The 22579-nt window shown below is 36.4% G+C and carries 24 protein-coding genes; 5 read left to right on the forward strand and 19 right to left on the reverse strand.

Annotated features, from left to right (window positions below):
* Window positions 1–45 precede the first annotated feature (45 nt).
* The 6 genes from F931_RS10915 to F931_RS10935 all read right to left on the reverse strand — a co-directional run bounded on the left by F931_RS10915 (window position 46) and on the right by F931_RS10935 (window position 2816).
* Window positions 46–690 carry a glutathione S-transferase family protein gene (locus F931_RS10915; RefSeq protein ID WP_016141418.1) on the reverse strand — a complete coding sequence of 215 codons (645 nt, stop codon included), beginning with the start codon at window positions 688–690 and terminating at the stop codon, window positions 46–48.
* Window positions 691–775: 85 nt separating this feature from the next.
* Window positions 776–973, reverse strand: coding sequence for a hypothetical protein (locus tag F931_RS10920; RefSeq protein WP_080649481.1), 198 nt, complete (start codon window positions 971–973; stop codon window positions 776–778).
* Window positions 974–1120: 147 nt separating this feature from the next.
* Complete coding sequence (locus tag F931_RS10925; RefSeq protein WP_016141420.1) at window positions 1121–1591, reverse strand: hypothetical protein; 471 nt, start codon at window positions 1589–1591, stop codon at window positions 1121–1123.
* Window positions 1592–1687: 96 nt separating this feature from the next.
* Entirely contained in the window at window positions 1688–1834 is a 147-nt protein-coding gene (locus F931_RS22010) for a hypothetical protein (protein ID WP_016141421.1), read from the reverse strand.
* Between the two features lie 219 nt (window positions 1835–2053).
* The gene (locus tag F931_RS10930; protein WP_000072127.1) at window positions 2054–2263 is read right to left on the reverse strand and encodes a cold-shock protein; all 210 of its coding nucleotides are present in this window, start codon (window positions 2261–2263) and stop codon (window positions 2054–2056) included.
* Window positions 2264–2495: 232 nt separating this feature from the next.
* Window positions 2496–2816 carry a hypothetical protein gene (locus F931_RS10935; protein ID WP_016141422.1) on the reverse strand — a complete coding sequence of 107 codons (321 nt, stop codon included), beginning with the start codon at window positions 2814–2816 and terminating at the stop codon, window positions 2496–2498.
* Window positions 2817–3202: 386 nt separating this feature from the next.
* Between F931_RS10935 and F931_RS22015 the strand changes: the two genes are divergently transcribed.
* The 3 genes from F931_RS22015 to F931_RS22520 all read left to right on the forward strand — a co-directional run bounded on the left by F931_RS22015 (window position 3203) and on the right by F931_RS22520 (window position 4230).
* Window positions 3203–3355, forward strand: a complete 153-nt coding sequence (locus F931_RS22015; RefSeq protein ID WP_016141423.1) for a hypothetical protein — start codon at window positions 3203–3205, stop codon at window positions 3353–3355.
* 183 nt (window positions 3356–3538) lie between these two features.
* Entirely contained in the window at window positions 3539–3655 is a 117-nt protein-coding gene (locus F931_RS22395; protein WP_122975058.1) for a hypothetical protein, read from the forward strand.
* 341 nt (window positions 3656–3996) lie between these two features.
* Window positions 3997–4230 carry a hypothetical protein gene (locus F931_RS22520; protein WP_025470329.1) on the forward strand — a complete coding sequence of 78 codons (234 nt, stop codon included), beginning with the start codon at window positions 3997–3999 and terminating at the stop codon, window positions 4228–4230.
* A gap of 235 nt (window positions 4231–4465) precedes the next feature.
* Here F931_RS22520 and F931_RS10950 read toward each other — a convergent pair whose 3' ends face one another.
* A complete protein-coding gene (locus F931_RS10950; RefSeq protein ID WP_016141426.1) occupies window positions 4466–5359 on the reverse strand; it encodes an NAD(P)/FAD-dependent oxidoreductase in 894 nt (297 codons plus the stop codon).
* A gap of 278 nt (window positions 5360–5637) precedes the next feature.
* Between F931_RS10950 and F931_RS10955 the strand changes: the two genes are divergently transcribed.
* Window positions 5638–6282: a TetR/AcrR family transcriptional regulator gene (locus tag F931_RS10955; RefSeq protein WP_016141427.1), complete on the forward strand. Its 645-nt coding sequence runs from the start codon at window positions 5638–5640 to the stop codon at window positions 6280–6282.
* Between the two features lie 88 nt (window positions 6283–6370).
* Here the strand turns inward: F931_RS10955 and F931_RS10960 are convergent, their stop codons facing one another.
* Window positions 6371–6925 carry a TetR/AcrR family transcriptional regulator gene (locus tag F931_RS10960; protein WP_025470330.1) on the reverse strand — a complete coding sequence of 185 codons (555 nt, stop codon included), beginning with the start codon at window positions 6923–6925 and terminating at the stop codon, window positions 6371–6373.
* A gap of 698 nt (window positions 6926–7623) precedes the next feature.
* On the opposite strand from F931_RS10960, the gene F931_RS10965 reads away from it, so the two are divergent.
* Complete coding sequence (locus F931_RS10965) at window positions 7624–8238, forward strand: hypothetical protein (RefSeq protein ID WP_016141429.1); 615 nt, start codon at window positions 7624–7626, stop codon at window positions 8236–8238.
* A gap of 6 nt (window positions 8239–8244) precedes the next feature.
* Here F931_RS10965 and F931_RS10970 read toward each other — a convergent pair whose 3' ends face one another.
* From F931_RS10970 to paaE, 11 genes are all read right to left on the reverse strand, one after another.
* Window positions 8245–12192 carry an NACHT domain-containing protein gene (locus tag F931_RS10970; RefSeq protein ID WP_016141430.1) on the reverse strand — a complete coding sequence of 1316 codons (3948 nt, stop codon included), beginning with the start codon at window positions 12190–12192 and terminating at the stop codon, window positions 8245–8247.
* A 293-nt stretch (window positions 12193–12485) separates the two neighbouring features.
* Entirely contained in the window at window positions 12486–13256 is a 771-nt protein-coding gene (locus F931_RS10975; RefSeq protein ID WP_016141431.1) for a hypothetical protein, read from the reverse strand.
* Between the two features lie 512 nt (window positions 13257–13768).
* Window positions 13769–14152 carry a PaaI family thioesterase gene (gene paaI, locus F931_RS10980; RefSeq protein WP_016141432.1) on the reverse strand — a complete coding sequence of 128 codons (384 nt, stop codon included), beginning with the start codon at window positions 14150–14152 and terminating at the stop codon, window positions 13769–13771.
* Window positions 14153–14227: 75 nt separating this feature from the next.
* Window positions 14228–14833: a DapH/DapD/GlmU-related protein gene (gene paaY / locus F931_RS10985; RefSeq protein ID WP_016141433.1), complete on the reverse strand. Its 606-nt coding sequence runs from the start codon at window positions 14831–14833 to the stop codon at window positions 14228–14230.
* Window positions 14820–15785: a phenylacetic acid degradation operon negative regulatory protein PaaX gene (gene paaX, locus F931_RS10990; RefSeq protein WP_016141434.1), complete on the reverse strand. Its 966-nt coding sequence runs from the start codon at window positions 15783–15785 to the stop codon at window positions 14820–14822. The genes paaY and paaX overlap by 14 nt, the downstream gene beginning before the upstream one ends.
* A 53-nt stretch (window positions 15786–15838) precedes the next feature.
* Entirely contained in the window at window positions 15839–17128 is a 1290-nt protein-coding gene (paaK, locus tag F931_RS10995) for a phenylacetate--CoA ligase PaaK (RefSeq protein WP_000377865.1), read from the reverse strand.
* Between the two features lie 40 nt (window positions 17129–17168).
* Window positions 17169–18377 (reverse strand): 3-oxoadipyl-CoA thiolase, encoded by a 1209-nt coding sequence (gene pcaF / locus F931_RS11000; RefSeq protein ID WP_016141435.1) that lies wholly within the window; start codon window positions 18375–18377, stop codon window positions 17169–17171.
* A gap of 12 nt (window positions 18378–18389) precedes the next feature.
* Window positions 18390–19928 carry a 3-hydroxyacyl-CoA dehydrogenase gene (paaH, locus tag F931_RS11005; protein WP_016141436.1) on the reverse strand — a complete coding sequence of 513 codons (1539 nt, stop codon included), beginning with the start codon at window positions 19926–19928 and terminating at the stop codon, window positions 18390–18392.
* Window positions 19929–19930: 2 nt separating this feature from the next.
* The gene (gene paaG / locus F931_RS11010) at window positions 19931–20722 is read right to left on the reverse strand and encodes a 2-(1,2-epoxy-1,2-dihydrophenyl)acetyl-CoA isomerase PaaG (RefSeq protein WP_005041595.1); all 792 of its coding nucleotides are present in this window, start codon (window positions 20720–20722) and stop codon (window positions 19931–19933) included.
* Window positions 20722–21495 carry an enoyl-CoA hydratase-related protein gene (paaF, locus tag F931_RS11015; RefSeq protein WP_016141437.1) on the reverse strand — a complete coding sequence of 258 codons (774 nt, stop codon included), beginning with the start codon at window positions 21493–21495 and terminating at the stop codon, window positions 20722–20724. The genes paaG and paaF overlap by 1 nt, the downstream gene beginning before the upstream one ends.
* Window positions 21496–21503: 8 nt before the next feature.
* On the reverse strand, window positions 21504–22565 hold the full coding sequence (paaE, locus tag F931_RS11020) for a 1,2-phenylacetyl-CoA epoxidase subunit PaaE (RefSeq protein WP_016141438.1): 1062 nt from the start codon (window positions 22563–22565) through the stop codon (window positions 21504–21506).
* Between the last annotated feature and the right edge of the window lie 14 nt (window positions 22566–22579).

Below are 22579 nucleotides of genomic sequence, written 5' to 3' on the forward strand. Positions count from 1 at the left end.
ACTTGAGAAATCAATTCTTTTTGAAGTGCTTAAGAACATTTTGTTTTAGGCATTGGTTTGGTGATGAAGATTTTGTTCTATAGACATAGCTTTTTGCCAGCTTTCTAAGCTTTCTAGACTTTTTACATATTGTTCAATATTGAGATATTTTGAGCGAATATTTAAAGAATTAATTAGACCATAGACTACGAAACCAATCATAAAATCTGCACCTGTTAAGCTATCGCCTACTAAGAATTTTTTACCTAGTAATTGTTGATCTAAATACGAAAATACTTTATCCAACTCAGCATGCGCATATCGGTCCAAGAACTTTAATTGAGTGCCATTTTTTAACTCAATCGAATTAAAAATATTTAATAAATATGGAACCATAGCCGAACTTTCTGAAAAATGAACCCATTGTAAATAATCAAGATAGCTGTCTGAATCTTTTGCAGGCATAAGTTGTGGAGCAAACTTTTCAATCAAAATTTCTACAATTGCACCTGATTCTGCAATCACTTTTCCATTGAGCTCAATCACAGGTGATTTGCCTAAAGGATGAATGTTTTTTAATTCTTGAGGTGCAAGATTTGTAGTTTTATCTCGGAAATAACGTTTTAATTCATAGGGTTGATTAATTTCTTCAAGTAACCACAGAATGCGAAATGAGCGTGAAGCATTTAAATGATGAAGAATAATAGACATTAATTTTCTCTTTTAAACTAGGAGGACAACAAAGTAAGACCTCACTATATAGATTAGTAGACGACCGGTCTAATATTTTTTGTTATCAGTACAGCAAACGACTATATATTGGATCTTCCTCAACAAAAAACACTTCCCCCGATGAGGGTAAGACCCATTGATAAGTTCCTTCTATTTTCTGCATTTTTTCTTTAAAAATATCATATATTGCTACAAGAACATGTTTTTCATCATATTCTCCTATATAGCCAATTTCCTTTTCTTCATGAAAATCTCTAAACATTTTGTGCATTTTTACTGGTTTAAGTTCCATATCCTTTCTCTTTTTTATTATCACTCTAATTATTATGATCCTTTTTTTATTTTAAATACTAAAAAAATGTACCAAAATATATCTTATAGCAATATCAATTAAATGGTCATTAGGAATTTAATATTTATCAAACCTAAACTTTTCCATATCATAAGGGATATCTAGCTTCACGCTCCATTTGCTTGTTTTTTCACTTATTATAACTGCATCAACCTCAAAAGCATCTTTATCACTAAAACCTTTTATTTTTAAAAAATTAACAAAACTTGAAGCATTTATTTTATTAAGATATCCAACTCTTAAAGTATCTATATAGACAGCAATTTTATCTGTTTCTTTTTCGAGGCATATTACAGCATTTTTAAAAACCTTAGTTCTATCACCATTTTGGTTACCGACTAAAGTTATCAGTTCTTCTTGGTATAAAGTTACAACAATTTCATGTTCAAAAAAGTTTTTATTCTCTGTAAATATTTTACCAGCTATTTTCAGGGTACTTTCGGGAAGTTCCAGACTAACTTTAGAAAAAACTTTAAATAAAATATAAGCCAAAACAAAGAAAATAAAAATTATTATAATAAAAGACATATTCAAAATATTCCTCTTAATTTTATAAACTGGCAAAAAGAATAGTTATTCTTTCTACCAATCCATCATTTAAGAAAAAATAAATTTATTATATTATTATTTTTTCTCTTCTTTCTCATTTGGATTTACTTTTTCTACATCATTCTGATCAGGAGTTTTTGGCTCAAACTCTTTACCATCTTGCTGTTGCTGTTGTTGCTCTTTTGATTTGTCTTGATCGCTTTGAACTTGGTCTTGAGACATTAGAGTCTCTCCTATTTAATGGTGTGCAGATGATTATCTAACACTTAGTTAACATAGTCCTTTTAACTGTATATAGATACAACGCAAGTGTATCTGAATGTGATAGTGTTGTTTATTATCATAATAATGCATATTTTTTAATTTATTTAAAATTATCTTGGTGATTAATATACTAAAAACAAAAAAAAAGCACCTAAGGTGCTTTTTTATTTTTAAATATTATTGAGCAATAATATTAGTAGCTGTAGGTCCTTTTTGGCCTTGAGCTATATTAAAAGTAACACGTTGACCTTCATATAATGTTTTAAAACCAGAACTACTGATTTCTTTGAAATGTGCAAAAACATCTGGGCCTGTATCTTGTTGAATAAAACCAAAACCTTTAGTTTCATTAAACCACTTCACTGTACCAATTGCTGTATTAGACATAATATATCCTTTGATTTTTAATAATATAAAGCCATATTTCATGACTCATTAAACTTTGAAAAAATAATAACAAATTGAGCTTAAGATCTTAAAAAACGAAGGATTATGAATAAAACTACGATACTAAAAGAGGATTTACTAATAAGTCTTTTTTTCTAGTTAATTCGAGTATACGCTAAATAAATATTTATACAACAAATTTAAAAATATTTATTTATTATCACCCCGTAATTTAAAAATAATAATTCTTAGATACAGAAATACTTTTTATAAAACCTGCTAACCAAAGAATAAATTCATGTTCATTCTCAAAATTAGGAAGAAGGCTTAAATCTATTTTCACCACACGCTCTTTCATGGGCCGATTTAAGCAATTTTCAAAATCAATAACACTATATTTTAACTGCAAATTATTTGTAGCAGCTTCCTTTTTAATTTCAACCAACAATCTATTGAGACAATCCACTAAATTCTTAGAAGTCTGATTTTTAAGATGAATATTATGATAAACACTTTCAGCCACATCAAAATATTTATTCATTTCAGTATCCATATTTTTCTCATTTTCTAAGCAATTTGATTGAGTATGCATGTAAAACTGTATCTTTATGTTGTATAAATATATTTGAAGATCAACTATAGCACTTCAATAGAAATACCTAACTTTCACTTAAGGAACTTAAATAATATATTTGGTTGAGTTGTAATTATTAAAAAACCATTAAAAACAATAGCGATTTAGGGCTATGTTAAATCTTGTATTTGATTAAAATACCCTTCTACTTATATATCAACAGACTATTTGATTTAAAGAAATATGATGTCGATAATTAAACAGTTTCAGGCACATATTTCTACATAGAGTTCTCACAATCACCGCAATGTAACTAAATTAGAAGCCTACGATAAAGCTTCCTTACGATGATTAAGAAGTTTAAAATGTCTGATTTCAAAGAATTTTCTAAAAAAACCACACAAAATCAAAATGATTCGAATGCTAAACCTACTGAGGATAAAACTGAAAAGACTGTACAACCCCCTAAAGCAGAAAATAATCCTGCCGAAAATAATAATAAAGATAAAAAGGAATAAATAATTAATTAACTCAGAAGCTCTATACTAAATAGAGCTTTTGTTTAGCATTATATTAATTAAAAAATATTTTACCTAAAATTTCTTCATTAAAAATCAACTACCCACCTAATTTCACAGATATATTTATTTTAATTTAAGCAAGTTCAAATCTTTTATTTAATATTAATTCAACTCTTCTTTGTGCATCACAAAAATCAATCTCTTCACTTATCCAAAACGTATGAAGTTGTCCATGTAAATGAAAATGCTCTTTATTATATTGTGAGCCATGGTCAGAATAATGACTATCTACTCTGAAATGATTTTGATCGTCTTTTCTTTTTTTCCCGTTAAGTATACCGCCAATACAGATATCCATTTTAAAGCCAATAATTAATCGAAATTGACTATAACACATAGAGCGCTGTTGCTTAAAAAAGAGTTGTTACCATTATTTTTACAGAATCATATAAAGTTTTCTTATTGTGATGTATCTACTTAAATTTAAACAGAATAAATAAATATGATGTATGTTAAAAATACTTCGATATGTAATATGAATATTTATTTATCTAAAATTTATAACATTTTCAAAATAATTCTTCTGGGAAGAGACAAATCACTATATGCTGCATGAACAACTTACAGAAATTATCCTCATGTCACAGCAGACCCTGCTACAAGAACTGAACTCCAGAATCGATTATTACTCTAACAGAACAGACTACCCACTACGCAGAATTTTGATAGGTTACCGTGCATACGCAAAATTGATGCTATGTGCATCTTTCTCAGATGAAGTTATAAATTCTGCAATTGACCCAAATAAACGAAAATATAAAAAGTTAAAAATCAAAGTCACCAAAGATGATGACCAACTCGAACTTGAATGAATCAATCAAAGCGGCTCATCCATTCGTGCTTTTAGACAATTGATGTCATGAGGCTAGAAAGCCCAATTCTAAAATATAACCTTTTCAATTCTCGAAATGCTTAGAAAAACAAAGAGGCCGAAACCTCCTTATTCTTATTACAATAAAATTCAGTCATCAATTGGCGAACGCTTGCTTAGAAGTGCCTTTAATCAAAAGCTAACGATCACATAGCCAAAGAAAAGAATATTTGCACTCAAACTAGCATCGACTGCTGAGCAGAGATACCCGCGAGTGCGCCCTGCGATGATGCTACGGTAACTGAGGCCATAAGTGGATTAGCGAGATCACCAGCGGCATAGATACCAGGCATACTGGTTTCACGACGTTCATCAACTTTAAGAGCTATACCGAAAGGTGTATTGATCGTGGCAAGACCCAATGATTCATGTAAGCCTGCGGACGGCTTAGTGTCTGGATGTGCGAATAGAATATCAACCATGATATTTTGATGGTTATCAAGACCTACAGTTACTGTGCGCCCTTCGTTGTGGGCAATTTCGGTAATCAGACCTTCTACAACATTTACATTACGTCGTTCGAGATCTGCGAGAACATCAGCAGAAATCTCGTGACCATTGGTGAAGACTGTTAATGTACTCGTCCAATCATGATATAGACGTACATAATTGTGGGACTTTGGACCAGACCAGACGAGTCCCCAATGTTGTTCAGCAACTTCAAAACCATCGCAATAAGGGCAAGGCACAATAGATGCACCCCAATTTTCAGCGAAACCAGAAATATTAGGCATCTGATCGACCACACCATAGCTTAAGATAAGGCGGCGTGCGCCCATAGTTTTGCCATCGTGAGTCAGAACAGAAAAGTTATCGATAGAACCAGAGATGCTTTCGGCCCGAGCATTGACTAACTGAATCGTTGGATAGCGTTCTAGCTGCCGACGTGCTTCAGCTAAGATTTCTAGCGGCGGTTTATGGTCATGTCCAAGCAGTCCATGAGAATGACTAGCAAAGCGATTGCGTGGAAGGCCAGTGTCAAGAACAGTGACCTTACGACGGGCACGGCCGAGTTGCAGCGCAGCGGCAAGACCCGCAAAGCTGCCTCCTATAATAATGACGTCATCCATAGTAATAGGCTCCTAATTTAAATCAAGAAGTTAGCTGATGCCTGAGTTTCAATACCTTGATCAGATATTTACTTGTAACAGGCAATTAATACACTTCGATATTGCAGAGAAAGTCACCCATCACTGTGCTGCCCCATCGAACAACATGGCGTTAGATATGCAGGAGGAGATCTAGGTCTAAAAGACATCGCTGAGATCTAATCACTGGCTTGCACATTTTGGATACTTCATGGTATCGTAATTCAGTAATTAAGATACTGTCAAGGACTATAATTATTGTGAGCGAGAAAAAAAGAAGTCAGCGTGGTCGGCCAGTCAATCAAGCATTAGCTCAAACGATAGTAGATGCTGCGTATGAACTTTTTGTCGAATTGGGTTTTCAAGCAGCAACATTGGACAAAGTTGCTCAGAAAGCAAAGATATCGAAGCTTAGTATCTATCGACATTTTGAAAATAAAGAAGCCCTTTTCAGCGCAGCAATATTAGATCGGTGCCAACAGTTTGCACCACAAACTCTTTTTGAAGGGCTCCAAGGTTCGGCCGAAGAACAGCTCATGGCGGTGGGATCTTCCCTGCTGCGTACGTTATTAAGCCCAGACGTTCGTAGTGTCGAGGCTATGATCGTAGCCGATAAGACAAACCAAAAGACATTAAGCAAGCTCCATTATGAAGCTGGCCCTACTCATGTCATCGCCCAAATTGAAATCCTACTACTCCAATTGCATAAAAAAGGAACTTTGAACATACCCGATCCTTTTCAATCGGCTCGAATGTTTGCCGCACTTTTTAAAGGGTGTGATCTGTTAATGATTGCGCGTTTTGATGAAGCACGAGCAACGGACGACCATGAAATCGAATCCTATTGTCGATCGGCTGTCAAAATGTTCATCACGGCTCATGGTGGCAACGACAAGACGGGTTAATACGCCTTGCCGTTGCAAATAACACCTTATCTTTAGCACCATTCATATAGCGAACATCAGCCTATAGGCCCTTATTTAGGTATATGTCTTAAACGAACCCTTCAAAAAAACAATCCAACACCTTTTCTCTCTCATCCATTTGATTTGAGTCTAAAAGCTGAATGATTGCGCCTTCAATCATATATAAAAACAGTTTGGCGTCTTGAAAAGTCGCATCGGTTTTTAGTTTTATAAGTTGGCTATAGATTTCATTAATCAGCCATGTTCTATATTTAATCGCAACTTGATAGGTGTTTGGATAGATCAGTTTCGTTTCAAAAATGGCTTTAAATAATAAATAGTAAAGTCCCTCTACATCGGTGTGTAAAAAATAAAGCTTTTTAAGTTTATCAGTCGCGCTTGTGACTTGGTCGTACTCAACAATTGAAACCACTTTTTCTTTTAAACGTTCTTTTTGTACGATCAAACAAATTTCAATAAATCGCTCTTTTGAATGAAAAAAGTTATAAAAAGTCGCTTTGGTAATTTCACACTCTTTCACGATTCGATCTACCCCAACGGTATGAAAGCCACGGTGGTGAAATAAATCAATCGACTTATTGATGACGTGTATGGCACGGGAAGAAAGCACTAAATTTGGCATAGTTTTACCGTTATAAATTCTTGTTGTTTCTAAGCGAGATACTTTTTTGGGAGAAAAAAAGGCATAGCAAAGCCGTAAAGACTGTGCTTGGCACATCTCAAATTTGTTGTTGCTAAGTTTTAAGTAAAAATGACTTTAAGCCTGAAAACCTTAGGGCGTTCAAGCTGCTTTATTTTTTAAGCTGTGTCGTTATAGCTTTTGGCATTGAGAGCCAAGAAATAATAGATGTGCAAAGCCAACTCCTTTTTATTGGGAGTTCTGCCGACATTAAAATTATGGTGGCAGAACGAGAAAGGGTTCGCGGACTGGTTTCGACTCCAGCACACCCGAAGGTGTCCCTCTCCCGTCCTACCGCTACGGGAGGGAACGAGGAGTTTTCACATAAGACTATTCCTCAGAAGAAATAATCCTGATGTGGTCGAAAAAAGCGGTCCGCGACGACCGACTGGCAATGTGGCCAGCAGGCAAAGAATAGTGCCCAACCCTTTTGCAGTCAAGCACGCAAAATGCCATTTGTTTTAAATTAAATCATTAGAAAAGTAAGGCTAAATAATGAGGGAGTTATTGTTAAGTGGGGCGTTATAGAGGGAGGAAATAAAAAACAGCATACTGATAAGCTGTGTGAGATGTACGTGAGTATTTTATATAGGGTATATTATGTGAATGTTAAAAAATAAATATAGTTTTTGGGAAATTAAATGAATAAAAAAGAATCATTAATAACTGTAACAGATGTTGGAATCGAAGTATTAAGTGATGGAGCACCAATTGTTTCTCCAATATATAAGTTATTCAAAGCTGGTCAACATGCTTTTATTCAAAATAGGATCAATAATTTTGTGAAAGCAGCAAATATTGAACATTCGATTTTAGAAAAAATTATTGATGATGAAGACTATACAAACATCTTATTCTTATCATTAGATGTTGTATCTAAAACAACTTGTAAGATAGCAATTGCATCATTGGCATTGATATATAAAAATCATAAAGAGAATACTCAATTTATTAAAAGATCATTGCGAGCTTTTAAAGAAATTGATGATTTAACATTATCTGTTTTTGAAAAAATATATGAAGGGTATACTGATACTAGCGAAGCGCTGCATTTTACTGAAAAAAAAGAAGATGGTCTTTATTTTATAAATGAATATGATGAGGTTTTGGATCTCATAAATAGAGGTTTTTTCAGCCAAGTCGCCTCTTCTAACCATATTACAACTAAATTCAGACCACTTTCTGCAATCAAGAACTCCTCAACTGATGTGTTTTATAAAACTATACAAGAAGCTAAAAAATTGATATCGACCTAGTAGTTTCTAAACCAATTTTAAGTTTTTACTTAATCTTTCAATATCTAAAACCACTATTTCAATTTGCCCAGATTTTGCAGCTTGGCTACTTTCAATCAACATATCCTTTAACTGATCAGCGGTAGTAGGAATAAGTTCTCCTCTACCTCGGCTTTTTAACTTCTTATTGTCAGTCCTTGGGCCAAACCATAGCACAAGATAGATACCTCTACCCTCGGCACGCCAGTCTTGTGCATATAATTTATTGAGCTGATTATCAGCACCAGTCCATAATTCAGAATGCCATTGCCCTTTTACTTCAATTGGTAAACGTAATTGCCCTACAGTACATCCTATATCAGCTTCTTTATCATCAGCTTCATGAACTTCCACCTCATAAACTACTTCGTTACTTCCTTGTCGGAGCAATCCTATCAAATGATCTCGACAGCGCTCTTCTTTATATGGTTTAGCATTATCATCATAAAAACCACGCCAAGATTCTGCATCATCACTTCTGATTTTAGCTTGAACTATAGTTAGTTCTTCTAGAATAAAAGCTTGCAAGTCAGAGATAGACTGAGGGGGTAGATCTTCTGAAATTGCTTTAATTTGTTCAATTGTAGGAGGCGTATATAAACTCTCAACTCGTATTTGTTTTTGTTCATACTGTAAAGTCTTAATTAAATCTGTATAACTATCTAGCTCTGCATTCTTAAGCCGCTCTAATGCTCTAGAAGCTTCATCACTAGGATTTTTAGCTAACTGAGCAACAATCCCCTTAAGAAAGTCAGCAGCATCCCAAGGTTGCCTATCCCCTGAATACACTCCTCTAGGATGACCTACATCGGGATATTCATATCGAAATGTATTCATTATCCATTCTAATAAGTTAACACTTAGCTGAAAGTTTGCTTTATTTTCTCGATATCTTCCATTTAACCTATCTCTAATAGTCCAAATAAAATCTCTATCGGATAACTCTTTTTGAAATTTTTTAATCGTCTCTTCAAAATCTATAATTAAACCTATACCAATCCAATTTTTCTTCTGTTCAATATTTTCAGGCTTTGTACGTTGTGATAGAAATTTTTTTAGAAAATCAAACTGGCCTGCATAAAGCAAACTGTTTACTATTTCTAATTCTGGATCAATAGAAATAAGTGAAAATCTTTCCATCCATCGTTTAGCTAAATCAATATTGAAATTTTTATACTTCGCACCATTCAGAATATTAGCTAAACCTTGAATATAAGTAAATCTGCTTTGAAATAGGGGTTCATAAAATAATTGTAGTGCTTCTTCTAAACGTCCACGTCTCATCAACTCATTTTCAATTTCCTCGAATACTTCAGGAATTTTTACATCTTGGTCATATCGATGATTCATTAATGTAAAATAACCCGAAAATAAGCGCTCATCAGGTAGATCACCCAAGCCAATATTTTTTCGAACACGCTCTACCAATGCGGCAATGAGGATAAAGCATTCATTATAAATTTTACCTTCTTTTCTAATTTCCAGAATATCTTCAGCCTTTACTTTGGAGGCACTATTCGTTAGAAAGTTTTCAAACCCTTCCATACAAATATTTGTTATTTCATCCCCTAGCCATGCCGCAATACTTTGGTGAGGTACAGGTTTACTATTATTATCGTTTAATCTTTTTAAATATGTTCTTGCAGGATTCAGAATCAGCTTATAATCACCTTTACGTAATAACTCACTATTTTCATGATAAAATTTCTGCTCTTTAGCTTGAAGTTCTTTTTGTTCCTTTTCTAGCTTTTGTCTACGTAAATTATTCTTAATTTCCCAATTATCTAGTTGTCTAATAGAAATTTGCTCTAACCATAGCTTATCTTTTACATTACCTCTAGTAAAAGGTAGTGCTACATTACGAGCTTCCTGACCTATCTCACCATCATGTTGTAATAACTGAACAATTTCTTTCCAACGCTCATCCCTAGGATTAGTTAAAAACATATTTTCTAATAATAAAATAACATCGTTTTCATTCGGTATAAGACCTAATGATGCTTGTGAAAGATTTCTAGATCGTTGCCCTATAAGCTTCTCATTGGTCAGTTCAAGAAGGACAAAGCTCTGTATTTTTTGTCTTAATAAATTATTCGTCCGGAAAAAGTTTTCTAATTCTTTTATTTTTTCATTATTGTAACCATAGCTATAATCAAATTCTTCAAGCCATCTCCATAATTTTTCAACTGGAATTTCTTTAAAATTAAGAATTCTTAATATTAAATGAGATAGAAGATTCTTTATTTCATATCTTTCATCATGTTGAAATTGGTTTTCTTCTGACTTTAAATATTCAATAAAAACATCAAGAAATTTTTCTATTTGACCATCAGGTAGATCAATTTCGATAAACCAAAGTGGTCCCGAAACAGTTTCTCCAGTCTTTAAGTATGAGTAAGCTAAAGTGGCTATTAGCTTACTATCAATTCTGTTATATCCAATATCTTGTAGTAGCTCTAAAGCTAGTCGGAATGATGATTCATCATTAAATTTAGAGAGATTAAGATAAATTTCTTCCCAATCTATTAGTTGCTTTTGAATTGCTAATGTTTCACCAGCAGCTTTACGAATCGCATACTCTATCTCAGTCTCTAAAACTAACTTCTTTAAAACTTCAATAAAATAAGCTGGCAATTGAAATGATTGAATAGATTCAAGTAAAAAAATTCTAAACGTAAAAGAAATTTCATAATTTAAAAGAGTATCTTTAATTTGGCTTAAAATAACTGGTGTGGTGAAAGCCCGAATCTGATAGCTATTTCGTTTATAAAACCTAGGATTATTTTCTGCTAAGTTTTCTATACTAGACAATAAAACTTTAGCTTGTTCTACTGAAAGATTATCGACATCCCCATATTCTAATATTCCGATTGGATCGGATTTAATAACTTCGAAAGCTAAATTATGATCCATAATTAACCATGCATGCATACCACGTAAATTAGCAGGAACAAGCTGATATGCATGAAAAAAAGATAGAAGACGTTTTCTTTTACGGCTCGTATTTGCTTGTTTAATTAGCCATTTAGCACCTAAAAACTCTCCTATCCTACGATGTAAATAGGTAAAGCGTTCAACACCATTAGCTTTAAATAAGCGAGAACCAATTACATTTTCAATATACTGTCCATTTTCAAGACTTTTTATTTCACTTATTGGCAATTCACCATCATCAATCCTGTGAATAGGCTTCCTAGCAATAGCTTCATTTGCTGACAATATTAAACTTCCAAATGCAGCTCCTGCTACTTCAAGTTCAGTTTCTTTGGATAGTTGTCTTTCTATCTTCTGTTCAGAATGTTCAATTCTTAATAAGCCAACTGCTTGTTCAAAAAGTTGAGTTAATGTTTCAGGTAGTTGAGTCGACCTAGCTACTTCTGAAATCAAATTTAATGTTTGTGGATTACCCAATAGTCCTTCTAAGCCGAGGTTTACAAAATGGTTCACAACATTCAGTGCTTGCTCATTTCCTATTTTTTCACATAAGAAATCATTCATATCACTTTGAGAGAAAGGATTTAAATGAAGTTCTAGTGGTTCAATATTATATTGTTCTTTAATTGCTACTAAACCAGTAGCACTACGCCAATCTGCTACACGACAAGACAAAACAAACTGTGGATAATCAAGTTCTCCCAATTTTTGCAAAACTAAATCGATACCATCTCCATCCTTAGATGAACTCAATTCGTCCAAAGCATCGATTACAAGAACTTTTTTATTATTTAGCAAAGTATTAGGTTTATGACGATAGATTAACTGTCGAGCAGTACAATATGCAAAATTATCCAAGCTTCCTAACCACTCAAGCAGGCAAGATTTTCCCATACCTGCTTCCCCTAGAATAACTAAGGAGTTATCTATATTAGGTAAATCTTCTTGAGTTACTGGCAAATACTCTTTTTCAACTTGATACCACAAAGTTCGTTTAATCATTTATCTTTTAAGCACCTAATTTTTGGAATATCTTGTAAGAAAAATCTAATCATATACTAGATAAAAACAAAAGCACCTATCCTTGACTGTAGATTCAGCTTTTATCATTAGGCCTAATGAAGGCTTAAAATATTATAGTTAAATGAATTCCCTACTATTTATTATAGATATTTTTATTTATACATACACTATTATGGTTGGCTAGAATACAACTAAATTAAATTTTCAATCAAATAAAATTATTAAAATTCATAAAAAATAGTCTATCAATGATAGACTATTTTTACAAACCATTAATCTTCTAATTTTTTTACTATAACTTTAAGATGCTGCCCACTTCCTTCCATAATTAAAAAATAATTATTTGCATGCAATCTAGTTCTTTTATCTTTGTCGATCTTTGGATAATTATATAAATATTGATAATCTACATAATAAGCAATATATCGAATAGATGGATAAAATGAAGATTGATGGTTAACAATAAATTGAAACATTCCTGCCAACAATAGACTATTAATAGAAAAAGCCAAGAAATGTAAAAAAACCCTATGATCAAGATTAATTTTATAATTCAGATTAGCCCTACCTGATATTACTAAAAATGGATGAATAAAAACATATAGGTAGTTTTTAAACATCAATAATATCAAATATATAAAAATTCCTAAATAGATTATAATAAAGATAAAAATTGTAAATGCTATTGCTGCTGGAATATAACAAAGAAGTACTAATAAATGTAAGGTAAGACTAAAATCTTCAGCTGGCAAACCAAAACTTTGTACAATTAACTCCTGAGCATAAACATTTGAAAACCACAATATAAACAAGTTAATTATACTAAACGCAAATATATAAAATGGCTTTCCTCTTATATTATCCTTATAAAAATTAATTGCCCAAATTATAAAACCAACCTCAATAGCAACAACACCAGATAATAAAATTACTTGTGAATAAATTAACTTATGACATAAGGCATATATTATTAGCAACATAAAACCTAACAGGTAACTCTTATAATAATTTTTTTGCTTCAATTCATTCAACGAAAAACCCACATCAACCTCACATACATATATAAAAAAAATATAATCAACAAATAAACCAAAGAAAATTTAAAATCAACTTTAGGCATTGCACAATTATAATACATTTTATTTAAGTGTAAAAATTATGCTTAATCCAGAGTATTTTTATTAATTTATTTTTAACAATTAAAATTATATTTAAGATTTAATAATTATTAATATTTTAATTATAATTATTTTATTTCAGTTTCATAATTAAATTAATTCTTCATACTACTTATACCAAAAATTAAAAAAGTTTAATTATGATAAATTTTTCGAGTTGGATATACTCTGACATGTGGCATAAGGTTTAATAAACAATGTTGGATCAGTATGGAAAGTTCCAGTATCAGGAAAATTTTATATAAGTTCGAATGGGAAAACCTTAAAAAGCTATACCTTAACTTTTTACAATGAAAGCCAGGAATTAGTTTTGTCGAAACAAAATTATTATGAGTATTTTTCTGATTCGACATACTGTGTTCAAAACTATCCTCATATCACGGCGCAAGTCTGTAACAGGTAGATGTAAATAAAGCGACTCTATTATTCAAACCGTCTGTTATCAACACTTCATAATGCGCAAATTTTTTACTGCTTCCGACCTTGGTTGCCGTTGCAAATAACACCCTATCTTTCGCACCACTCATATAGCGAATATCAGCCTGTAGGCCCGTATATGGTGCATCCCCTGCATTACAAGCCATCGCAAAAGCGATATCGGCTAAAGAAAATATGACCCCACCATGCACGCCGCCCAAGGCATTCATATGTTCGTCTTTTACATTAAGCTGACAACGTGCTTCATCAAAACTGCGATGCAGCACTTGTACACCCAATAGCTCTGCGAATTGATCAACCGCAGTAGTTTCTATTTTTTGCACAAACGTCTCCCTACTCGTGCGAGTATTCCTTAAGTGTTAAACCTATATTTATTGAAATCGACTGATTAAAAACCGTTAAACGCTATCTTGTTTAATCTGATAGTTTGAAGAATTAAAGTCTTTATAGGTCAGACGGTCATCTAACTCTGAGGTTAAAGGCTGAACTTCTTGCATTGAGTTTAAGCATCGCTGTGCAAGTTCAATGTATTCTTGCGTGCCTCTAGTTTTCCATTTTTTTTCTTGTTCTGATAAATCACGTGCAACCTTGGCAGGACTGCCCATTGCCAATACATTTGCCGGAATAATATCTTTAGTTTTGACCAAACTATTTGCACCAATAATGGTGTTTTCACCAATTTCGGCATAGTCCAAAATTACGCTATTCATGCCGACCAAAACATTTTTTCCAATACGGCAGCCATGCAAAATTGCCCCATGCCCAATGTGCCCCATTTCCTCAACTAACGTCACGCTTTGCGGAAAACCATGTACGGTGCAGTTATCTTGTATATTGGCATTTTGCTTAATATGAATACGACCAAAATCGGCACGCAACGAGGCAAATGGCCCCACATATACGCCCGCTTCAATAATCACATCACCAATTAAAACAGCCGTTGGGTGTACAAAAGCCTCTGGGCTGACTACCGGAATAACACCATCAATACTATAACAAGGCATGATTTAACCTCTCATTTGTTGCAACCAAACCTCCGAAACGGCGCCAATAATGTGCTGTGGCATTTGGCATTGGCCCTTCTGCTGTTGCGGCAACAGACAAGAAGTATTCATCAGCAGGTTCAAATACTTTTTTATAAATATTCATTGATAACGTTCGTGCACTAATCGCAGGCCAGTCAGTTGGCAATAACTCAAGCGGTAATGCAGGGTCTTTTAATAAAATCCGTCGATAATAATGAATCAACAAAGTTCGAATTTGAAAGGCCTGAACTGGTTCGAGTTGTTCGTTTTCTTGCATCAGCAACACGCCAATTTCTCTAAAAATATCGAGAAACTGTAGATATCTTTGGCGTAATTCATCAATTGGCCAGTTGGTTCTGAGCATACGACCAATGGTATCGACCGAATTATTAAAGAGCTGCAAGGTTTCGGCTTTAAACACCACCACTTGCTCACTCATATTTAAGTCAACCAACAAGCGTTGCAGTTCAATACGATTACAACCTGGATAAGCCATTAAGTTGGTTGAAATATTGGCAAACCCTAACCATTCAAGTTCTTTCTTTAACAACGCTTTATTTTCAGTGTCGAGGCTAGACATTAGAATAAGATCCCAATAATGGTCCCACTCTTTCATCTGGTCGTTGTAAATGCGTTGCTCGGCTTGCAAATACGTCGAACGGCTTGAATCGGTAATACGATAAAAACTGGTTCTGCCGATTTTGTCCGAACATAACCAATCATTTTTAACTAAACGAAAAACAGAGGTTCTCACAGCACGGTCATTAAAACCAAATAGCTCTAATAACTGAATCAGGCTTGCAAGACTGATATTTCCACCCCGATGAAGTACAGAATCTCCAAAAATTGTCGAAATAAGCGAAGTTCCACTTAAGGTTTCATTCTTTATAACAGAATCAATTATTTGCTGTATTTTTGCACTCATACTCATGTCTTGGCGTTTAGTTTCAGGGTATAGATTCTATACCCTGAATGATCTTGATGTTAAGCAATCTGACGCATATCGATTACCCGCTTTGCCTTACCTTCCGAACGAGGTAAGGTCGCTTCTGTCACAACTTCTACAGTAACGCTAATCCCAATCATGGTTTTAATACGTTTCATCAACTCCTGAGCAAGTTGATTGGCCTGTATAGTACAGTTATGACACATCTCTGTACGAATATGCAAAGTATCCATATGGCCTTTTTTAGTCACCAAAATTTCATAATTTGGAACTAAATGCGGAACTTGCAAAATTTGCTCTTCAATTTGAGTCGGGAAAACGTTCACACCGCGAATAATCAGCATGTCGTCGCTACGACCCACAATTTTATCCATCTTACGCATTGCCAGATTTTCACCCGGTAGTAAGCGGGTCAAATCACGAGTACGGTAACGAATAATCGGTAAACCTTCTTTGGTAATGGTGGTAAAGACTAATTCGCCAAGTTCGCCATCTTTACAGACTTCACCTGTTTCAGGGTTAATAATTTCCGGATAGAAATGATCTTCCCAAATGGTTAGCCCTTCGCCCTCACCTAAGCACTGCATCGCAACGCCCGGCCCCATCACTTCAGACAAACCATAAATATCGAGTGCTTTAATATTGAGGCGTTCTTCGATTTCACGGCGCAGTTCGTTGGTCCACGGCTCGGCACCAAAAATACCTACTTTTAAAGACGTATTACGTGCAGTACCAAATTGTTGCTCGAGCTTTTCAATAATGCTCACGCAATACGATGGCGTAACCATAATTGCAGTCGGTTTAAAGTCTTGAATGAGCTGAACTTGCTTTTCAGTTTGCCCGCCAGACATTGGAATAACCGTTGCACCTAAGCGCTCGGCACCATAATGTGCACCTAGACCACCAGTAAACAGTCCATAGCCGTAAGCCACCTGAACCATATCTTTCGCAGTTAAACCTGCCATGCGTAAGCAACGCGCAACAATATCCGACCACGTATTAATATCTTTTTGGGTATAACCCACCACGGTCGGTTTACCCGTTGTGCCTGATGATGCATGTAAACGCACAATTTGCTCTTGCGGTACGGCAAACATTCCAAACGGATAGTTGTCTCTTAAGTCTTGTTTGGTTGTAAATGGAAACTTTGCCAAATCGTCTAAAGTCACAAAGTCATCAGGATGTACACCTGCTTCATCGAACTTTTTCTTATAGACCGGACTATTTTCATATACAAAAGTCAGGGTTTGCTTTAACCGTTTAGTTTGCAGCTCTCTAAGCTCTGCAAGTGTTAATTGCTCAACATTATCCGTTGTAAGGCTGTCCATCGCCTCTCTCCTCATTATGTAATTTTAAAAACCGTCTGAATTAATTTAAATTTTCCAAAATCAGTGCGACGCCTTGTCCAACACCTACACACATCGTGCAAAGTGCATAGCGTCCACCTCGTTTTTTTAGCTCACGTGTTGCCGTAATCACTAAACGTGTACCACTCATACCGAGCGGATGTCCGAGTGCAATCGCACCACCATTTGGGTTCACGCGTTCATCGTCATCTTTTAGCCCAAGTTCACGCATACAAGCCAACGATTGGGCTGCGAATGCTTCATTCAGCTCAATCACATCCATCTGATCTAGCGTTAAACCTGTCTGCTTTAAAATTTTCTGCACAGCCGGAACAGGACCTATACCCATATATTTGGGTTCAACTCCTGCACTTGCAATGCCAATCACGCGTGCTAAAGGTTTTAAACCATGTGTATCTGCAAATTCACGGTTGGTAATGAGCACACATGCGGCACCGTCATTTACACCAGAGGCATTTCCGGCAGTCACCGAGCCGCCTTCTTTTTTAAATGGCGCTTTTAGTTTAGCGAGTGCTTCAAGTGTCGTTTCACGCGGATGTTCATCACGGTTCACCACAACCACGTTTTTCTTACGGTCTACAATCTCGACAGGCAAAATCTCATCGTTAAAGAAACCGTTTTGTTGTGCAGCAGCCGTTTTTTGTTGGCTACGCAATGCAAAAGCATCTTGGTCTTCACGACTAATCTGATATTTTTCAGCTACATTTTCAGCAGTTTCCGGCATGCTGTCGGTGCCATATTGCGCTTTCAGTTGCTTATTCACAAAGCGCCAGCCAATGGTGGTGTCATAAATTTCAGGTGTACGGCTAAACGCTTCGGTCGGTTTAGCTTGTACAAATGGCGCTCGGCTCATTGACTCAACGCCACCTGCCAAAACAAACTGCGCTTCACCTGCTTTAATTGAGCGTGCCGCAAGACCTACCGCATCTAAGCCAGAAGCACACAAGCGATTGACCGTCATGGCCGGAACTGTATCAGGTAAGCCCGCCAAGAGTGTCGCCATACGTGCAACGTTACGGTTGTCTTCACCTGCTTGGTTAGCACATCCTAAAAACACTTCGTCTACTGTATTCCACGGTAAGTTCGAGTGTTTATCTTTTAAATATTTGATGGGCAAAGCTGCTAAATCATCTGCACGTACAGCACTTAAAGCACCTGCATATCGTCCAATTGGGGTACGAATAAAATCGCAAATTAAAACGTCTTCCATGTTGACTCCTGATTATGCAAATTCGGTCATATCACGTGAATATTGAGTAGCAATATTTTGAGTTTTCGCTACATATTGCTTGAGGTAGATACTCGCGCGATATTTTTCCTCTCCATACAGTGCATATAAGTTATTTAAAGTTTGGAGCACATAAGCACCGCCCATTTGTGTCAACCACTGGTAAGGACCCTTAGGATAATTCACTCCATATTTCATGGCATTATCAATATCTTCCAGACTCGCAACACCATGTAAACTTGCTTCGCAGGCTTCATTAATGAGTAAAGCGATGGTGCGTAAGGTTAACAGTGCCGGATGGTCTTTAATCCACATCACGCTAATACCAAACTGTGCAAAGTAAGCTTCAACTTTAGCCAGATCACTTGCTTCACAAAGCTCGTTATGACTCAGTACTAAAGCCTCTGCGTGCTCAAAATCATGATGCCAATCCATTAAAACCACTTTACGGCTCAAGTAATGAATATTGGCTGACTCACCTTGGCTCAAACGTAAGTCGATATCATCAATTTGAAGAATATTGTCGTCGCTCGCAGATCCGCTTTTTACACCCAAACGCGTTAAAAAAGCAGGTAGCTGAGACCAAGTCCCTTTGAGCTGAATATGGGCATCAACTGGTTTGACAGTCACAGCTTGAGGTTGAAAAGTCTCGTACTGATTTTTTTCGTTATAGTGATAAAAGCCCTGTTTTGACTTACGCCCCCAAGCACCTGCATCGACCAATTCTTTTTGAATCAGGCTTGGACGGTAGCGTGGTTCGTAAAAAAACTCTTGATAAACGCTTTGCGTCACCGAAAAGTTAACATCTTGCCCAATGAGGTCGGTAAGTTCACACGGCCCCATCGCAAAACCGCCACATTGCTTTAAAGCATAGTCTAGCTGGCCGTAGCTGGTGACTTGTTCTTGCAGCGCTCTAAAGCCTTCTGCATAAAACGGACGTGCAATTCGGTTCACAATAAAACCAGGAGTTGACTTGGTGAGTACCGGAATTTTTTTCCAGCCCAACATCAAGTTTTTTAAAGCCACACATAAGCTGTTTGGGGTTTTTAAGCCTTGTACAATTTCAACCAGTTTCATGACTGGCGCAGGGTTAAAAAAGTGTAAACCCACTACGCGCTCAGGGTGAGCAATGCCAGCCGAAATTGCAGTCACTGAAATTGAAGATGTATTACTTGCAAAAATGGTTTGCGCACTACAAATTTCAGCAAGTTGCTTAAATAAAGACTGTTTAACTTCTTTTTTCTCAACAACGGCTTCAATAACTAAGTCAGCATCACTTAAGGCTTCAACTTGGTTGACCACAGTTAAACGCGCTAAGGCTTCATCAGCTTGCTGTTGTGTAAGCTTGCTCTTTTCAACTAGCTTTTTAAACGTTTGCTCCAAGCCGTGGGCGGCTTGTTGTGCTTTTTGAGCGTCCAGATCATACAAAACGGTCGAGTGCCCATTAACGATGGCTAACTGAGCAATGCCGATGCCCATGGTGCCAGAACCAATAACGGCAATTCGGGCACGAGATAAGTCTAAATCTGTCATGTTTAGCGCCCTTTAAAATTTGGTTCACGTTTATTCATAAAGGCTTGTACACCTTCACGATAATCTTCTGAACGACCCGCAATACGTTGTAAATCACGCTCTAACAGCACTTGCTCATCAAAAGTGTTATTACTTGATTGATGAATGGCTTTTTTAATGAGAGATAAACCAAAAGTAGGCTGTTTCGCTAAACGTTCTGCCAGTTCAGTGACCTTAGTTTTAAGCTCGGCGTCTTCAACCACATCCCAAATCATGCCCCATTCTTTTGCGGTTTCTGCCGGCAATTTGTCACCTAACAAAGTTAAGCCCATCGCACGCGCATGGCCTACAGCACGTGGTAAAAACCATGTACCCGCAGAGTCTGGAACCAAACCTAAGCGGCAAAATGCTTGTACGAAGTTTGCCGATTTAGCTGCGATCACCAAATCACACGCTAGTGCAATATTTGCTCCTGCACCTGCTGCCACACCATTTACGGCGCAAATCACAGGCTTTGGCATATTTACAATCGTTTTAATGAGCGGGTTATAGTAAGTTTCAATGGAATATCCTAAATCTGGAGCTTCAGCATTTGGGTCAACTACACGATCGCCTAAATCTTGCCCTGCACAAAAGCCGCGACCTTCACCACTAATCACCACACAGCGAACATCCGGATTTTTAGTCCACAGGTTTAAAACCTCAGCCACTTCACGGTGCATATCAACGTTAAAGCTATTCAGTGCTTTTGGGCGGTTAAATGTCAGGTAGCCAACACCATTTTTTTCTTCAGCAATAATATTTTGATAGTCCATCACTCACCTCTAAACACTGGCTTTCTTTTCTCAAAGAAAGCATTAATCCCTTCGTTTCGATCTTTTGTAGCCGCCAGCCAGACAAAGTTTTGACGTTCAAACTTGAGTCCCTGACTTAAAGTCGTTTCATGAATACTTTTAATTGATTGTTTAATCACGCGAATCGCTAAAGGCGCTTGTTTGGCAATTTTGGCTGCAAGTTGAACCGCATATTCGACGGTTAATTCAGTCGGCACCACTTGGCTGCAAATGCCATGTTGCTCTGCCTGTTTTGCCGAAATCATCTCACCTGTCATGGCCCAGCGCATGGTGAGTTGTTGCCCTACCAAGCGCGCTAAACGCTGTGTTCCGCCTGCACCCGGCAACATGCCTAAAGTAATTTCAGGTAAAGCAAAACGGGCATTCTCACCACAAACGACCATATCTGAATGCAAAACCAACTCAAACCCAGCGCCTAAGGCATAGCCATTCACTGCACTAATCAGTGGTTTACTAAACGCATCAATCTTTTGCCAAAGCTTCGGGCGAATATCGAGTTGCAAAGACACGGCGTCCATTGCAGCCAATTCGCTAAGATCTGCTCCAGCAGCAAAACACTGAGCGTTACCTGTTAAAACCACCGCTTTGACTTGAGCATTATGTTCAGCTTCTTCGAGCAACTCGCACAAACACTGCAATGTTGCATTGTTTAAAGCATTTCTTTTTTCCGGACGGTTTAGGGTTAATAACAAAACACCGTCAGTTGCTGTACTGGCTTTGATTAACTCTTGCATGGCGGCCTCTATTCATCAAAACTCAAACGAACATTTGAGCCTTTTGGTAAGGTTTGACAGCTCAGCACATAGCCCTTTTCAACTTCATCTTCTTCAAGACTATAGTTAAGGAACATATCGACTTCGCCAGAAAGCACCTTACAACGACAGGTCGCACACACCCCACCTTTACAGGCATACGGTAAGTCGGCACCTGCGCGTAAAGCCGCATCTAGAATACTTTCATCATCTTGAGCTACAGAAACAATCAGCTCACGGCCATCTAAAATGATGTTGACCTTTTCTTCTTTACGGTTTGCATCCGCTTCAACACTACGTTTACGCGCTTGGCCTGTATGGAAACGTTCGGTGTGAATGCGCTCTTTTGCAATACCAAAGTTCGGCAAGGTGCTTTCTACAGCATTCATCATTTCGTCTGGACCACAGGCAAATACATGATCAAAACTCGTTTCAAGCACATCAAAATCAAAAAGTTGTTTTAGCTTTTCTTCATCAATACGACCATTCATGAGTTCACTGTCATTGAACTCACGAGAAAAGATATTGATGAGTTGAAAGCGTTCTTTAAACTGATCTTTCAAATCCATAATTTGCTCGGCAAACATGGTCTGTTTCCATGAGCGATTGCCATAGAGCAACGTAAATTTAGCTTCAGGCTGTTCAAACAAGACTTGCTTAACAATTGATAAAATTGGGGTAATGCCACTACCCGCAGCAACGCCTAAATAGTTTTGGCCGCCGATTTTAGCTGCTTTTTGAAAAAACACACCTTGTGGTGGCATGACTTCAAGCACATCACCCACTTTTAAATGGTCATTTGCCCAATTTGAAAATTGACCTTGATCAATTTTTTTAACCGCAATACTGATGTCTTCTTTGCCTGCATAACTACAAATTGAATAACAACGGCGGATTTCACCCGCTTCGGTTAAATGGCGAATGGTTAAGTGTTGACCCGGTTGAAATTGAAATTGTTCTTGTTGTTCAGGTACAACGTCAAATGCAATACAAATTGCCTGATCGGTTTGCGGCGTAATACTTTTTACTTTTAATGGTACAAATTGGCTCATGGCTGATTTCCTTA

The organism is Acinetobacter pittii ANC 4050, assembly GCF_000399685.1.
In the GTDB taxonomy this organism is placed as follows: Bacteria; Pseudomonadota; Gammaproteobacteria; order Pseudomonadales; family Moraxellaceae; genus Acinetobacter; species Acinetobacter pittii_E.

What these genes read in the sequence shown, in the direction of transcription:
- F931_RS10915 (WP_016141418.1), bottom strand. Translation starts at nt 690, where the DNA reads ATGTCTATTATTCTTCATCATTTAAATGCTTCACGCTCATTTCGCATT.
- F931_RS10920 (WP_080649481.1), bottom strand. Translation starts at nt 973, where the DNA reads ATGTTTAGAGATTTTCATGAAGAAAAGGAAATTGGCTATATAGGAGAA.
- F931_RS10925 (WP_016141420.1), bottom strand. Translation starts at nt 1,591, where the DNA reads ATGTCTTTTATTATAATAATTTTTATTTTCTTTGTTTTGGCTTATATT.
- F931_RS22010 (WP_016141421.1), bottom strand. Translation starts at nt 1,834, where the DNA reads ATGTCTCAAGACCAAGTTCAAAGCGATCAAGACAAATCAAAAGAGCAA.
- F931_RS10930 (WP_000072127.1), bottom strand. Translation starts at nt 2,263, where the DNA reads ATGTCTAATACAGCAATTGGTACAGTGAAGTGGTTTAATGAAACTAAA.
- F931_RS10935 (WP_016141422.1), bottom strand. Translation starts at nt 2,816, where the DNA reads ATGGATACTGAAATGAATAAATATTTTGATGTGGCTGAAAGTGTTTAT.
- F931_RS22015 (WP_016141423.1), top strand. Translation starts at nt 3,203, where the DNA reads ATGTCTGATTTCAAAGAATTTTCTAAAAAAACCACACAAAATCAAAAT.
- F931_RS22520 (WP_025470329.1), top strand. Translation starts at nt 3,997, where the DNA reads ATGTCACAGCAGACCCTGCTACAAGAACTGAACTCCAGAATCGATTAT.
- F931_RS10950 (WP_016141426.1), bottom strand. Translation starts at nt 5,359, where the DNA reads ATGGATGACGTCATTATTATAGGAGGCAGCTTTGCGGGTCTTGCCGCT.
- F931_RS10960 (WP_025470330.1), bottom strand. Translation starts at nt 6,925, where the DNA reads ATGCCAAATTTAGTGCTTTCTTCCCGTGCCATACACGTCATCAATAAG.
- F931_RS10965 (WP_016141429.1), top strand. Translation starts at nt 7,624, where the DNA reads ATGAATAAAAAAGAATCATTAATAACTGTAACAGATGTTGGAATCGAA.
- F931_RS10970 (WP_016141430.1), bottom strand. Translation starts at nt 12,192, where the DNA reads ATGATTAAACGAACTTTGTGGTATCAAGTTGAAAAAGAGTATTTGCCA.
- paaY (WP_016141433.1), bottom strand. Translation starts at nt 14,833, where the DNA reads ATGCCTTGTTATAGTATTGATGGTGTTATTCCGGTAGTCAGCCCAGAG.
- paaX (WP_016141434.1), bottom strand. Translation starts at nt 15,785, where the DNA reads ATGAGTATGAGTGCAAAAATACAGCAAATAATTGATTCTGTTATAAAG.
- paaK (WP_000377865.1), bottom strand. Translation starts at nt 17,128, where the DNA reads ATGGACAGCCTTACAACGGATAATGTTGAGCAATTAACACTTGCAGAG.
- pcaF (WP_016141435.1), bottom strand. Translation starts at nt 18,377, where the DNA reads ATGGAAGACGTTTTAATTTGCGATTTTATTCGTACCCCAATTGGACGA.
- paaH (WP_016141436.1), bottom strand. Translation starts at nt 19,928, where the DNA reads ATGACAGATTTAGACTTATCTCGTGCCCGAATTGCCGTTATTGGTTCT.
- paaG (WP_005041595.1), bottom strand. Translation starts at nt 20,722, where the DNA reads ATGGACTATCAAAATATTATTGCTGAAGAAAAAAATGGTGTTGGCTAC.
- paaF (WP_016141437.1), bottom strand. Translation starts at nt 21,495, where the DNA reads ATGCAAGAGTTAATCAAAGCCAGTACAGCAACTGACGGTGTTTTGTTA.
- paaE (WP_016141438.1), bottom strand. Translation starts at nt 22,565, where the DNA reads ATGAGCCAATTTGTACCATTAAAAGTAAAAAGTATTACGCCGCAAACC.